This window comes from Streptomyces sp. BBFR25 (assembly GCF_044590125.1).
Classification (GTDB): domain Bacteria; phylum Actinomycetota; class Actinomycetes; order Streptomycetales; family Streptomycetaceae; genus Streptomyces; species Streptomyces canus_D.
The window spans coordinates 5,499,978-5,513,613 of sequence record NZ_CP172447.1 but is presented as its reverse complement, the minus strand read 5'-3'; the positions used below and the strand labels follow the sequence as shown (position 1 = coordinate 5,513,613).

General features: G+C 72.2%; 13 protein-coding genes. 6 read left to right on the top strand and 7 right to left on the bottom strand.

Annotated features, from left to right (window positions below; genetic code table 11):
* The first annotated feature begins 84 nt into the window (after positions 1-84).
* Positions 85-1,308 (top strand): MFS transporter, encoded by a 1,224-nt coding sequence (locus tag ACGH52_RS25285; protein ID WP_399942574.1) that lies wholly within the window; start codon positions 85-87, stop codon positions 1,306-1,308.
* 36 nt (positions 1,309-1,344) lie between these two features.
* On the opposite strand, the gene ACGH52_RS25280 is transcribed toward ACGH52_RS25285, so the two are convergent.
* Positions 1,345-1,941, bottom strand: a complete 597-nt coding sequence (locus ACGH52_RS25280) for a suppressor of fused domain protein (RefSeq protein WP_399942571.1) — start codon at positions 1,939-1,941, stop codon at positions 1,345-1,347.
* A gap of 520 nt (positions 1,942-2,461) precedes the next feature.
* Here ACGH52_RS25280 and ACGH52_RS25275 point away from each other — a divergent pair.
* Positions 2,462-3,577: a magnesium and cobalt transport protein CorA gene (locus tag ACGH52_RS25275; RefSeq protein ID WP_210976817.1), complete on the top strand. Its 1,116-nt coding sequence runs from the start codon at positions 2,462-2,464 to the stop codon at positions 3,575-3,577.
* A 33-nt stretch (positions 3,578-3,610) separates the two neighbouring features.
* Positions 3,611-4,123 carry a hypothetical protein gene (locus tag ACGH52_RS25270; RefSeq protein ID WP_076976152.1) on the top strand — a complete coding sequence of 171 codons (513 nt, stop codon included), beginning with the start codon at positions 3,611-3,613 and terminating at the stop codon, positions 4,121-4,123.
* A 29-nt stretch (positions 4,124-4,152) separates the two neighbouring features.
* On the opposite strand, the gene ACGH52_RS25265 is transcribed toward ACGH52_RS25270, so the two are convergent.
* Complete coding sequence (locus ACGH52_RS25265) at positions 4,153-4,884, bottom strand: hypothetical protein (protein WP_193777560.1); 732 nt, start codon at positions 4,882-4,884, stop codon at positions 4,153-4,155.
* Between the two features lie 283 nt (positions 4,885-5,167).
* On the opposite strand from ACGH52_RS25265, the gene ACGH52_RS25260 reads away from it, so the two are divergent.
* From ACGH52_RS25260 to ACGH52_RS25250, 3 genes are read left to right on the top strand one after another with little or no spacing between them, the layout of a single operon-like run.
* On the top strand, positions 5,168-6,460 hold the full coding sequence (locus tag ACGH52_RS25260; RefSeq protein WP_059300718.1) for a magnesium transporter MgtE N-terminal domain-containing protein: 1,293 nt from the start codon (positions 5,168-5,170) through the stop codon (positions 6,458-6,460).
* Positions 6,450-7,049 carry a DUF1003 domain-containing protein gene (locus ACGH52_RS25255; RefSeq protein ID WP_193777561.1) on the top strand — a complete coding sequence of 200 codons (600 nt, stop codon included), beginning with the start codon at positions 6,450-6,452 and terminating at the stop codon, positions 7,047-7,049. The genes ACGH52_RS25260 and ACGH52_RS25255 overlap by 11 nt, the downstream gene beginning before the upstream one ends.
* A gap of 44 nt (positions 7,050-7,093) precedes the next feature.
* Positions 7,094-8,227, top strand: coding sequence for an Mrp/NBP35 family ATP-binding protein (locus ACGH52_RS25250; RefSeq protein ID WP_052840833.1), 1,134 nt, complete (start codon positions 7,094-7,096; stop codon positions 8,225-8,227).
* Positions 8,228-8,309: 82 nt separating this feature from the next.
* Here ACGH52_RS25250 and ACGH52_RS25245 read toward each other — a convergent pair whose 3' ends face one another.
* The 5 genes from ACGH52_RS25245 to sigE all read right to left on the bottom strand — a co-directional run bounded on the left by ACGH52_RS25245 (position 8,310) and on the right by sigE (position 13,439).
* Positions 8,310-8,981 carry a hypothetical protein gene (locus ACGH52_RS25245; RefSeq protein WP_171987374.1) on the bottom strand — a complete coding sequence of 224 codons (672 nt, stop codon included), beginning with the start codon at positions 8,979-8,981 and terminating at the stop codon, positions 8,310-8,312.
* 231 nt (positions 8,982-9,212) lie between these two features.
* A complete protein-coding gene (locus ACGH52_RS25240; RefSeq protein WP_076976149.1) occupies positions 9,213-9,674 on the bottom strand; it encodes a sec-independent translocase in 462 nt (153 codons plus the stop codon).
* Positions 9,675-9,821: 147 nt separating this feature from the next.
* Complete coding sequence (locus tag ACGH52_RS25235) at positions 9,822-11,687, bottom strand: trypsin-like peptidase domain-containing protein (RefSeq protein ID WP_399942566.1); 1,866 nt, start codon at positions 11,685-11,687, stop codon at positions 9,822-9,824.
* A 94-nt stretch (positions 11,688-11,781) separates the two neighbouring features.
* The gene (locus ACGH52_RS25230) at positions 11,782-12,771 is read right to left on the bottom strand and encodes an anti-sigma factor (protein WP_210976815.1); all 990 of its coding nucleotides are present in this window, start codon (positions 12,769-12,771) and stop codon (positions 11,782-11,784) included.
* The gene (gene sigE / locus ACGH52_RS25225; RefSeq protein WP_059300724.1) at positions 12,768-13,439 is read right to left on the bottom strand and encodes an RNA polymerase sigma factor SigE; all 672 of its coding nucleotides are present in this window, start codon (positions 13,437-13,439) and stop codon (positions 12,768-12,770) included. Before sigE ends, ACGH52_RS25230 begins: the two co-directional genes overlap by 4 nt.
* Positions 13,440-13,636 lie beyond the last annotated feature (197 nt).

The window sequence follows — 13,636 nt, the reverse complement described above, 5'->3', positions numbered from 1 at the left end:
TACGTTGCATTAATTAGCCGGACTAACTTACTATGTGTATACACCAACCATTCGGCATCGATCTCTCGGCATTGGAGAGCAAGCATGGACCCCTTCGACGCGGGTGCGGGCGGCATCCTGCGGCAGCCCAAGGCCGTGTGGGCGACCGCGGGCGCCTCCGTGGTGGCCTTCATGGGCATCGGGCTCGTCGACCCGATCCTTCCGTCCATCGCCAAGGGCCTGGACGCGAGCGCCGGTCAGGTCTCCCTCCTGTTCACCTCGTACTTCCTCATCACCGCCCTGGCGATGCTGGTCACCGGCTTCGTCTCCAGCCGCATCGGCGGCCGCAAGACCCTGCTGCTCGGCCTGGCCTTCGTCGTGGTCTTCGCGGGCCTCGCCGGCACCTCCGACACCGTCGGCCAGCTCGTCGGCTACCGGGCGGGCTGGGGCCTGGGCAACGCGCTGTTCGTCTCGACGGCCCTCGCGGTGATCGTCGGCGCGGCGGCCGGCGGGAGCGCCGCGGCGATCCTGCTCTACGAGTCCGCCCTCGGCCTCGGCATGGCCTGCGGCCCGCTGCTGGGCGCGCTGCTCGGCGACGCCAGCTGGCGCTACCCGTTCTTCGGCACCGCGTTCCTGATGGCGATCGGCTTCCTGTGCATCACGGTGTTCCTGAAGGAGCAGCCGAAGCCGGCCCGCAAGACCTCGCTGCTCGACCCGATCAAGGCGCTGGGCCACGGCGGCCTCGCCTCCGCCGCGGTCTCGGCGTTCTTCTACAACTACACGTTCTTCACCGTGCTGGCCTTCACCCCGTTCGTGCTGAACATGACGCCGTACAAGTCGGGTGCCGTGTTCTTCGCCTGGGGTGTGCTGCTCGCCGTCTTCTCGGTGCTGGTGGCGCCGCGCATGCAGCGGCGGTTCGGCTCGCTCAAGGTGCTCGGCGGCTCGCTGGTGCTGCTCGCGGCCGACGTCCTGGTCCTCGGCTACGGCAACCACACCGCGGCGATCGTCTGCACGATCCTGTCCGGCGCGTTCATCGGCGTGAACAACACCGTCTACACCGAGCTGGCCCTCGGGGTCTCCGACGCGCCGCGTCCGGTGGCGAGCGCGGGCTACAACTTCGTGCGCTGGTTCGCCGCGGCGGCCGCCCCCTACTTCGCGCCGAAGATCGAGGAGTGGACCGACGTCCACATCCCGTTCGTGGTGGCCGCGGTGACCGCCCTGCTCGGCGCGGTCGTGGTCGTCGTACGGCGGCGTGCCCTCACCCATGACGCCGAGGAGCTGGAGCCGAAGCACGCGAGTGAGGACTCGGTCACGGTCTTCGCCAACTGACGAGACGGAACCGGTGAGTTACGTCACTCGGCCGGGTCAGTCCAGGGGCACGGACCTGCGCGACGGATCGCGCAGGTCCGTTCCGTGGTTCAGCCAGCGCTCCTGGAGGGCGGGCGCGCCGCGCACACGCTTCCAGGCGGCCTCGTTCGGCGTCATCGGCAGCAGCGGCAGGAACCGTACGGGGTCCAGCGGGGCGTCCAGCTCCAGGTCCTCCACCAGACCGCCCGACTCGGCGACCAGCACCGAGGTGAACGGCGCCCCGGGCCACAGCGGCTCGCCGACGTCGAGTGACGCACCGGGCGCCACGATCACGCCCTCGACCTGCGGGGAGGCGGCCAGCACGGCGAGCGGGCGCAGCACCTTGTCGGTGTCGGCCGCCCCGGCCCGCACGGAGAGCACCAGCTCGGCGCGGGGGCCCTTGACCGGGTCGGCGAGCGCGGCCGTGGGGTCCGCCATGGGCTGGGCCGACATGCCGAGGGTGGCGTAGCGGACGACGTCGCCCTCCTGGCCCGAGGCGGAGAAACGCAGCACCTCGATGCGGTCGGTGCCGAGGAAGGTGACCGCCGCGCGCGCGTCCGGTTCGCCCAGCGCGCTGTGCAACCGGGCCTCGACCAGAGGAAGAACATCAGCCATGCGGCGAGCATAGAACTCGTCGTGAAGAGGCAAAGCGGCGCCTTGACACGTCGCGCGGCTGGTACTGTGGGCCAGCGGTTCGGGGCAGCACGCAGAGCGTCGCGATCAAGCCCCCGACGCTGTGAACTCTCCCCTACGGGGAACCCCTCCAAACAAGGGGAATGGATCGTCCCTCACGAGGGACCGGCCGGAGGAGGTGGGCGGCATGGACCGAAGTCGACCGTGCAGTACCACTCGCTCTTCCCGCCGCTGACGCTGCCGCTCCGGCCTTCCTGCCGCAGCCTCATGTGCGCGCCTTCTCACGGAAGAGCACTTCGTCTCGTTTTGCCTGATCCGATTCGTCGACGCGCTGTCCGTCGATCCGTATCAGCAGCTCAATCAGCAGCGAAGTCGGCCACCGCGACGGTGCGGTGCCCCCCGCTTTGTGGACGCGCCGAGCACGCGTAGTCAGGACGTCCCCATTCCGGGCGGTTCCACCCGTCACCGGCCTCGTTCGCTGCCCGCCGCGAAGGAGCCTGCCATGTCGATGATCCGTGACCTGCGCGCCGCTGTCCGCCCGTCCCGCGTGTCCCTGCGCAAGGACAGCGGCTCCTACGACACCACCCGCGACCCGGCGACCGCCTCCGCCGTCGTCGACTGCGCCGTCTACCGCGACGGCACCCGCGTCGAGACCGACGTGCCGCTGACCCCGCACACGGCCATGCGCCAGGTGCGCCGCGACGGCGGGTTCGTGTGGATCGGGCTGCACGAGCCCACCGAGGACGAGTTCGCCGGTATCGCCCGGGAGTTCGGGCTGCACCCGCTGGCCGTGGAGGACGCGGTCCAGGCCCACCAGCGGCCCAAGCTGGAGCGCTACGACGACTCCCTGTTCACGGTCTTCAAGACCGTCCACTACGTCGACCACGACCAGCTCACCGCCAACAGCGAGGTCGTCGAGACCGGCGAGGTCATGTGCTTCACCGGGCGGGACTTTTTCATCACCGTCCGGCACGGCGGGCAGGGCTCGCTGCGCGCGCTGCGCCGCCGCCTCCAGGAGGACCCCGAGCTGCTGCTCAAGGGCCCCTCCGCGGTGCTGCACGCCATCGCCGACCACGTCGTCGACGGCTACATCGCGGTCGCCGACGCGGTGCAGGACGACATCGACGAGGTCGAGACGGAGGTGTTCTCGCCGGGCCGCAAGGGCAGCCCGCGCGGCACCGACGCCGGGCGGATCTACCAGCTCAAGCGCGAAGTGCTGGAGTTCAAGCGGGCGGTGGCGCCGCTGCTGCGCCCCATGCAGCTGCTCAGCGAGCGGCCGATGCGGCTGATCGACCCGGAGATCCAGAAGTACTTCCGGGACGTCGCCGACCACGTGGCGCGGGTGCAGGAGCAGGTCATCGGCTTCGACGAACTGCTGAACTCCATCCTCCAGGCCAACCTGGCCCAGGCGTCCGTCGCGCAGAACGAGGACATGCGCAAGATCACCTCGTGGGCCGCGATCATCGCCGTGCCGACGATGGTGTGCGGCGTGTACGGCATGAACTTCGACTACATGCCGGAGACCCACTGGAAGTTCGGCTACCCGCTGGTGCTGTCGATCACGGTCGGCCTCTGTCTGGGCATCCACCGCACGCTCAAGCGCAACGGCTGGCTCTGAACGCGTCCCCGGGCCCCTGGATAGGCTGAGCGCATGACAAGCGAGCTGCTCGAGAAGGCCCTCGTCGAGGAGGCCACCAAGAAGTCCGGCCTCGTCTGGGTCAAGGGCCCCGGGGTGCCCGCCCGGGCGCTGTGGCACGTCTGGCACGAGGGCGCGGCCTGCGTCGTCGGCGACGGGCCGGGCGAGCAGCCGCTGCCGGGGCTGACCGACGGGGCGGCGGCCGAGGTGACGGTGCGCAGCAAGGACAAGGGCGGCCGGCTGGTCTCCTGGGCCGCGCGGGTCGTGGAGCTGCCGTCCGGTTCCGAGGCGTGGCAGGCGGCCGTCGGCGACCTCAAGGGCAAGCGGCTTAACGCCCCGGACGGCGAGGCCATGACCGAGCGCTGGGCCCGGGAGTGCCGGGTGCTGCGCCTGGAGCCGACGGGGAGCACGGCACCGCTGCCCGACGCCTCGCTGGCCGAGGCACCGCTGCCGAGCCCGGCGACGACCCGGCAGCCGGCGCCGGCGGGGCTGCCGCGCCTGCTCCTGAAGCGCCGCAAACGGCGCTGACGGCCGCGGGAGACCTGCCACGGGAGGTCTCAGGAGGACGGGAGCTGCTTGCCGTAGTCCAGGGTGTCGTCCTTCTCCGGCTCCTCCAGCGCGAAGTCCTTGTTCCAGTCCGAGAAGCCGATCGTGCCCGCGCTGCCCGCCCGCACCAGGCGCAGCGGGTACGGCGTGCCCTCCAGGGAGACGTCCAGCGAGCCGCCGGCTCCGTCGTCGCCGGTGATCCGGATGGTGCGCACGCCCCCCTGCTCGTGGCGGCCGTCCGTCTTGACCGTGCCGTGCAGGGTCAGCAGTCCGCCGAGGAGGACGTCCTTGTCCGTGAAACCGCTGAACTTCTTGTACACGGGGTCGCTCTGCGGCACCTTCACGTACTTGCCCGCGAGCTTGTCGGCCGCCTTCGCGTCCCCGCCGTCGTGGCTCCAGAACCCGGCGTCGGCCTTGAGGAAGAGCTGCTCGCCGACGCGCAGCAGTCCGAACGTCGTCCCCTCCGCCGCGACCGACCCGGTCCCTCCGTCGGCCTTGAGCCGCATGTCGAGGGTGTACCTGTTGCCGCCGGCTTCCACCGTGCCGTGCAGGCGGACCGTGTCGGCGGCCTGCGCGGCCGTACCGGCCTTCGCCTGGATCTTGTCCGCCGGGAGCTTCCCGACGCCGTTGGTGCCCGCGTCGGGGTCCTCACCGCTGCATCCCGCCAGCCCCGTCACGGCCAGGGCGCACACCGCGCCCAGCCAGGCGGCCCTGCGGATTCGGCGCCGGGGAGTCACAGACACAGGGGGGACTGCCTTTCTGACAGGGCGGACACGAGGCCGACGGACGTCGGCGGCGAACCGACCGGGCCAGGGCGCAGCGTACCGGGGCCGTGCGGGGCGAACGGAGCCAGACCGTCCGGACCGGCCGCCAGGGCGAGGCCGATCGGGACGGGCTAGCCTGAAGCGCGTCCGAGCGGGCAATTCGGAAAAGAGACACCGTACGAATCAGCCTTCACGCACTCCCACTCGACTTCCATGCACTCCCGCCCGGCTCCGGGCAGCGTGAGGAAAGGAGGCCGCGGCCATGGCAGCGGGCGCCCCCCGGATCTTCGTCTCCCATCTCTCCGGCATCGCCGTCTTCGACCCGGCCGGCGACCAGGTGGGACGCGTCCGCGATCTGGTCGTCATGCTCCGCGTGGCCCGCAAACCCCCGCGGGTGCTCGGCCTGGTCGTCGAACTCACCACCCGCCGCCGCATCTTCCTCCCCATGACCCGGGTCACGGGCATCGAGTCCGGCCAGGTCATCACCACCGGCGTCCTCAACGTCCGGCGCTTCGAGCAGCGGCCCACCGAGCGCCTCGTCTTCGGCGAGCTGCTCGACCGGCGGGTCACCCTCACCGAGACGGGTGAGGAGGTCACGGTGCTCGACCTGTCGGTGCAGCAGCTGCCCGCCCGCCGGGACTGGGAGATCGACAAGGTCTTCGTCCGCAAGGGCAGGAAGGGCGGCGCCTTCCGCCGCAACAAGGGCGAGACGCTCACCGTGGAGTGGTCCGGCGTCACCGGCTTCTCCGTCGAGGAGCAGGGGCAGGGTGCCGAGAACCTGCTGGCCACCTTCGAGCAGCTGCGTCCCGCCGACCTCGCCAACGTCCTGCACCACCTGTCCGCCAAGCGCCGCGCCGAGGTCGCCGCCGCGCTCGACGACGACCGCCTGGCCGACGTGCTGGAGGAGCTGCCCGAGGACGACCAGATCGAGATCCTCGGCAAGCTGAAGGAGGAGCGCGCCGCGGACGTCCTGGAGGCGATGGACCCCGACGACGCGGCCGACCTGCTCGGCGAGCTGCCCGAGGCGGACAAGGAACGGCTGCTGAGCCTGATGCAGCCCGACGACGCGGCCGACATGCGGCGCCTGATGGCGTACGAGGAGCACACGGCCGGCGGTCTGATGACGACCGAGCCGATCGTGCTGCGGCCCGACGCGACCGTCGCCGACGCCCTGGCCCGCATCCGCAATCCCGACCTGTCCCCGGCGCACGCCGCCCAGATCTACGTCTGCCGGCCGCCCGAGGAGACGCCGACCGGCAAGTACCTGGGCACGGTCCACTTCCAGCGCCTGCTGCGCGACCCCCCGTACACGCTGGTCGGCTCGATCCTCGACGACGACCTGCAGCCCCTGGAGCCGGACGCCGCGCTGCCCGTGGTCGCCGGGTTCTTCGCCGCGTACGACATGGTCGCGGCGCCCGTCGTGGACGACTCGGGGGCACTGCTCGGCGCGGTCACCGTGGACGACGTACTGGACCACATGCTGCCCGACGACTGGCGGGAGACCGAGTACCACCTGGACGAGACGACGGGGGAGGTGGGCGCCGATGGTGCCTGAGCGCGAGACGACGACCCGGGAACGCGCCACGTCGGGGGCCACCGCGTCCTCCCGTGCCCGGGCCCGCCTCGACCAGCCCCGCGCGCCGCGCCGCAGGCTGCTGCCCGAGTGGGACCCGGAGTCCTTCGGCCGGCTCTCGGAGCGCGTGGCGCGCTTCCTGGGCACCGGGCGGTTCATCGTCTGGATGACGGTCGTCATCATCCTGTGGGTGGTGTGGAACGTGTCGGCGCCGAGCGGGCTGCGCTTCGACGAGTACCCGTTCATCTTCCTGACGCTGATGCTCTCGCTCCAGGCCTCCTACGCCGCCCCGCTGATCCTGCTCGCGCAGAACCGGCAGGACGACCGGGACCGGGTCAACCTGGAGCAGGACCGCAAGCAGAACGAGCGGTCGATCGCCGACACCGAGTACCTGACCCGGGAGATCGCCGCCCTGCGCATCGGGCTCGGCGAGGTCGCGACGCGGGACTGGATCCGCTCCGAGTTGCAGGACCTCGTCAGGGACCTGGAGGAGCGGCAGAACGGCCATCACGGCGACCGCGGGGTATTCCCGGCGGACCGGTCCGCGGGGCGTGACGTACACGACCGCTGACGGGGCTTTCCGTGCCCCGTGGGCGGCGCCGTACCATCGACCCTATGGCTACGGAAGACGCGGTGCGCGAAGCACTGGCGACGGTGAACGACCCCGAGATCAACCGGCCCATCACCGAGCTGGGGATGGTCAAGTCGGTGGAGATCGGCGCGGACGGAGCGGTCGCGGTCGCCGTGTACCTGACGGTCTCCGGCTGCCCCATGCGGGACACCATCACGCAGCGCGTGACCGACGCGGTCTCGCGGGTCGAGGGCGTCACCCGCGTCGACGTCGAGCTGGACGTGATGAGCGACGAGCAGCGCAAGGAGCTGGCCACCGCCCTGCGCGGCGGACAGACCGAGCGCGAGGTGCCCTTCGCCAAGCCGGGCAGCCTGACCCGGGTGTACGCGGTGGCGTCCGGCAAGGGCGGCGTCGGCAAGTCCTCGGTGACGGTGAACCTGGCGGCCTCGATGGCGGCCGACGGCCTGAAGGTCGGTGTCGTGGACGCCGACATCTACGGCCACTCCGTGCCGCGCATGCTGGGCGCCGACGGGCGTCCCACCCAGGTCGAGAACATGATCATGCCGCCTTCGGCCCACGGGGTGAAGGTCATCTCGATCGGCATGTTCACCCCGGGCAACGCGCCGGTGGTCTGGCGCGGCCCGATGCTGCACCGCGCGCTCCAGCAGTTCCTGGCGGACGTGTACTGGGGCGACCTGGACGTCCTGCTGCTCGACCTGCCGCCCGGCACCGGCGACATCGCCATCTCGGTGGCGCAGCTGGTGCCGAACGCGGAGATCCTGGTCGTGACGACCCCTCAGCAGGCCGCCGCCGAGGTGGCGGAGCGGGCCGGGGCCATCGCCGTGCAGACCCACCAGAAGATCGTCGGCGTGGTGGAGAACATGTCCGGGCTGCCCTGCCCGCACTGCGGCGAGATGGTCGACGTCTTCGGCACCGGCGGCGGGCAGACGGTGGCCGACGGCCTGACCCGCACGACCGGTGCGTCGGTGCCGGTCCTCGGCGCCATCCCGATCGACGTCCGGCTGCGCGAGGGCGGCGACGAGGGCAAGCCCGTCGTCCTGTCCGACCCGGACTCCCCGGCGGGCGCGGCGCTGCGCTCGATCGCGGGCAAGCTCGGCGGCCGTCAGCGCGGCCTCTCCGGACTGTCGCTGGGGATCACGCCGAAGAACAAGTTCTGACGGCCCGTACGGCACACGCGTACGGCAAGCAGGGGCGCTGTCCGGCGGGACGGCGCCCCTCGTCGTACGCGCGACCGGTCGGCTAGGCGTACGCCGCGATGTCCTTGACGACGGCGAAGGCCAGCCCGTACGCGCTCATGCCGCGCCCGTACGCGCCGAGGTGCACGCCCTGCCCGGTCGACCCGGCCAGCACCCAGCCGAACTCGGACTCCCGGTAGTGGAAGGGCGTCGGCACGCCGTCCACCGGCAGGGACAGCGTCGTCCAGTCCTCGCCGTCGAGGTCGTCCGCGAGGACCCACGCGGTCTCCGTCTGCTGCTCCAGCCAGTCGTCGCGCAGCGAGTGGTCCATCTGGCCGGGCCAGGTGAAGGACAGCAGCCCCACTCCGGCGAGCCAGGCCGCCGAGGACACCGAGGTGGCCTCCAGCAGGCCGGTGCCGTCGGCGCTGCGCCGGTCGGGGTTGGCCGCGACGGTCACGACCACCGCGAACTTCTCCTTGGCGTCCTGCTCGTCGCCCGCCACGTGCTCGTTGCGCACCGACGGTTCGTCGCCGTGCCCGATCGAGCCGTGCTCCACGGCCCCGTCGGCCGCCGTACCGACCTGCATCAGCCAGCGCCGTCCCGTGAAGGCCTCGTCGAGGCCGTACCACGGGAAGGGCGCACGCAGGTAGCCGTCGACCGTACGCCGGCCGGAGGGGGACTGTGGTCCGCCCTCCGCGGCCGGCGTCTGCGCGACTGCCCGACTCGTCGTCTCCATCTGCCCGGACGCCTCCTCGCTCTCGTCGGACCGGAACGGCCCGCCCCCCTTCGGGCGCACTCGTCCGGTCCGCACAACAACTCGGGCAGCATAGCCACCCCGGTGGCGGCAGCCGGGAAATCGCCCGGCGCGTGGGCCGCGCGGGCGTCGCCTTCGGGTCCTGTGCGCCCCGTCCGGAGTATGAGACACGTCACGTTCGCGGCCCGCGGGCCGGACGCGGACGGGGTGGGATCAGGTGGCGTCCATGTCGAAGGGCGGACGGTCGTCGCCGGGCTTGTCGGTCTTCGCCGGCGTCTCGGGCTTCTTCGACATGTCGATCCGGCCTCCGCCGGAACCGGAGGACGACGATCCGGAGGACGAGGGCTCCGCGTCACGGCCGTGGACCGCGTCGGTGACCTCGGCCATCTCCTTCTTCAGGTCGAAGCCGTTGCGGATCTCCTTGAGCCCCAGCTCGTCGTTGTCCAGCTGCTTGCGGAGGAACGTCTTGGGGTTGAGGTCCTCGAACTCGAAGTCCTTGAACTCGGGGCCCAGCTCCTGGCGGATGTCCTGCTTGGCGCTGTCCGAGAACTCCCGGATCTTCCGGATGGTGCGGGTCACGTCCTGGATGACCTTGGGGAGCTTGTCCGGACCGAAGACGAGCACGGCGAGGACGACGAGCGTCACCAGCTCTAGTGCGCCTATGTCATTGAACACCTGAAGCTCCTTGGGATGTCCGGGCCGCCACCACGGTACCCGCCGACCCCGTCCGACCGGTACCGTCCCGTGAGCCCCGAGTGGGTGTACGTGAGCGCTTTCCGAATTGTTTGCCTTCCTGGCGCCTTGTCGGGACCTTCCCCGGGGTCAGTCACCGCCGGAGGAGCCGAGCACCAGTGAGACCTTCGTCTCCTTGCCGTCGCGTTCCAGGGTCAGTTCGAGTCGGTCGCCGGGGCGGTGGGCGCGGGTCTTGACGATGAGTTCCTCGCCGGAGTGCACGCGCTGCCCGTCGACCGCGGTGATCACGTCCCCCGGCTTGATGCCGGCCTTCGCGCCGGGGCCGCCGCTGGTGACCGCGGGTCCGCCGTCGCTGTCCTTGGCGCCCACGCGGGCGCCGTCGCCCGAGTAGTTCATGTCGAGGGTGATGCCGATGACCGGGTGGGTGGCCTTGCCGGTGTTGATCAGTTCCTCGGCGACGCGCTTGCCCTGATTGATGGGGATGGCGAAGCCGAGACCTATCGAACCGGCCTGGCCGCCGTCCGACTCGGCGCTGCCGCTGTCGGCGGAGCGGATGGCGGAGTTGATGCCGATGGCCCGGCCCCGCGCGTCCAGAAGGGGTCCGCCGGAGTTGCCGGGGTTGATGGGCGCGTCGGTCTGCAGGGCGTCGACGTACGAGACGTCGCTGCCGTCGCCCTCCTCGCCGCCCGCGGTGATGGGCCGCTGCTTGGCGCTGATGATGCCGGAGGTGACCGTGCCGGCCAGGTCGAAGGGGGCGCCGATGGCGACGACGGGGTCGCCGACGCGCACGTTCTCGGAGTTGCCGAGGGGCATCGGGGTGAGGCCGGTGACGCCCTTGACCTTCACCACGGCGAGGTCGTACCCGCTGTCCCGGCCGACGACGGTGGCCTCGGCGGTGTCGCCGCCGTTGAAGGTCACGGTGATCTCGCCGCCGGAGCCCGCGGGCTCCACGACGTGGTTGTTGGTCAGGATGTGGCCGCGGTCGTCGAGGACGAACCCGGTCCCGGTGCCTGCCGCCTCGCTGCCGCTCACGTGCAGGGTCACCACGCTGGGCAGGGCGCGCGCGGCGATGCCGGCGACGCTGTCCGGGTCCCGCTCGGCCGCCTCGGGCCCGGCCTGGGGCAGCTCGACGGTGCCCACGCCGCCGTTGCGCTCCAGGTGGGCGCCCACGGCGCCGCCGATGCCGCCGGAGACCAGGGCGATGAGCAGCGCCCCGCCGACGAGCGCCTTCGCGGCGGGCCGACGTCGCCGTCTCGGCGCGCGGTCGGCCGCGTCGTGGAGCTGGGCGGAGGCGGCCCAGGGGTCGTAGCGCCCCCACGGGTCGGCGGCGGGTTCGGCGCCCTGGGACGCCGTGTCGTACGCCGGGGCTCCGGGCGGCGCCGGGTGCTGATCCTGGCCCGCTCGCGGCACCGGGGGCGGGGCGTCCGCGAACGCCGGGTCGGGCACCGCACCCGGAGGCGGAGCCACCGACGACGCGCCGACGGGCGGCACCGGAGCGTGCGGTACGGGCGGGTGCGGGGCCGCCGCCGTCGCCGTGCCGTGCGCGGGTGTGGCCGCCGGGTGCTGGACCGGCGGAGCGGGGGCCCAGGGGCCCGGCTCACCGTAGGGCGGGGTGCTGTACGGGTCGGGTTCGTGCAGCGGCTTGGGACGCTCGGCGGCGGGCGCGGCGTCGGTGGGAGCGGCGTCGGCGTCCGTGTGGGACCGCGACCTCACGTCCTCCGCCGGGGCGGCGTGGCGGTCCCCCTGCCGGGGCAGACCGGCGTCCACCGGTTCGGCGCGCCCGGGCCGGGGGCGGTCCAGCTCGTAGTCGCCCTCGTCTCTCGCGTGGGGCGTCGCCGGGCGGGCCAGCTCGAAGTCGCCTCCGTCGGCGGCCGTGTCCGTACCCGCGGTGGGGGTCGGGCGGGGGCGTTCCAGTTCGAAGTCGCCGTCGAGCGCGTCTTCGGACGAGCGGGGACGACTCCACCACTTCGCCTTCGTGGGCTTCCCCTCGTTCATCTTCTCCCCCGCAGCTGGCCGCAGATCGTCGGCTCCAAGGGCTCTGGCGCCACCCCGGATTCAATCAGGTTCGCGGACCGGCGCGCAGATCCCGTCAGCGAACCGGAGGGTAGGAGGCGGCCGGGGAAGGCTTGGGGTAGGGGGACGGAGCCGGGTCGGGGGCGGTGAGCAGGCCGGGCGGCCTGACCTCGGGCGCCGCCGACCAGGAGCTGAGGGAGAGCGGCGGAACGGCTTCCAGCGGACGTATCAGCGGGGACATGACGGCGGCACCGGCCGTCACCGGGGTGGTCAGCGCCCGGACGGCCTGCTGCCGTGCGTCGCTCCCGGCGGGGGCCGGCATCCCGGGCAGCAAGGGCGCGGAGGCCGTGGTGGGCGCGACGGGGGTGTCGCCCAGTGCGCGCTGGCCCTGCCCGAGCAGCGGACCGCCCGTGCGGCGGCGCTGGCTCTCGGAGCCGGTGGCCGCGGCCGCGCCCGGGGTGCGCAGCGGCGTCACGTTGCTGCCGCTGCCGGAGCCGCGGGCCTCGGTGGTGGTGTCCGGGGTGCCGAGGGTGACGCCGCCCAGCGCGATGGCGGCCAGCGACACCGCTCCGGCGGCGGCGAATGCGAACCGCAGGCCGCGCGAGGCCGACCGGTCGGACTCGTGCCGGTGCACGTCGTGGATCCGGAAGCCGCGCCCCGACGAGGAGGGCGGCAGCACCGAGGCGTGCGGCCGGGCGGGGACGTAGTCGAACTCGAACCGCTCGCCCCGCCGCGGGCCGAGGACTCCGGGGCTCGCGGACGTGCCGAAGCCTCCGGCCAGCTGGGCGAGCGGCGAGCCGCCACCGTCCGTGTCCCCGCCGCCGGGGAGGCCCTGGAGGCGGGCCAGGAAGCTCTCGGAGGGGGCCGGCGGGGCCGCCTTCGCGAACACGTTCTTCAACCGGCGCTGGGCGTCGACCTCCGCCTTGCACTTCGGGCAGGTCGCCACGTGCGCCAGCACGCGCTCACGCGCGTCATGACCGAGCTCTCCGTCCACCAGGGCGGAGAGTCGGTCTCCCAGGTGCTGCTCTGCGAGGTGTCCCTCGGTCTCAGGCCGTGATCCGCTCACGCGCTCGTGCCCCCTCCTCCCAGTGCGGGAACACCGGCCGCGAACGAGCGACGCTCGGCGCGCGCCTCGGGGGAACGGTGCGCGAGCGCCTTGCGCAGCTGGGAACGGCCGCGGTGGATGCGGGAGCGGACCGTGCCGAGCTTGACGCCGAGGGTCGCGGCGATCTCCTCGTACGACAGCCCCTCGATGTCGCACAGGACGACCGCGGCACGGAACTCGGGCGCGAGGGTGTCCAGCGCCTGCTGGACGTCCGCGTCGAAGTGGGCGTCGTGGAAGAGCTGCTGCGGGGTGGGCTCCCTGCTGGGCAGGCGCTCGGCCGCGTCGTCGCCGAGCGCGTCGAACCGGATGCGCTGCTTGCGGCGGACCATGTCCAGGAAGAGGTTGGTGGTGATGCGGTGGAGCCAGCCCTCGAAGGTGCCCGGCGTGTAGGTCGACAGGGACCGGAAGACGCGGACGAAGACCTCTTGGGTGAGGTCCTCGGCGTCGTGCTGGTTGCCCGTGAGGCGGTAGGCGAGGCGGTAGACCCGGCCGCTGTGGGTGCTGACGATCTCCTCCCAGGTGGGCGGAGTCCACGCCTGCCCGTCCGCGTCGCTGGAGAAGGTCGCGGTCTGGGCGGGTCCCCTGGCGGGACCCTCGGCGTGGCTGTGGTCAGCAGCGGTGTCGTTCACGGATTTCGGCCTGCCTGCCGATCCGAGGAAGCGCCGCAGCACTCCGCCCCGATCCGCGGGTGCGGCCGCACCTCCCCTGTCGGCTCTGGTGGTGTCCAGTGGAGCCCCTACCATAGCCACCTCGCCCGTTAGCTCCGGATAAGCGGTTTTACGAGAATTTGATCTGAGCCGGTACGGCTCGTCCCCGGGCCGCTCGG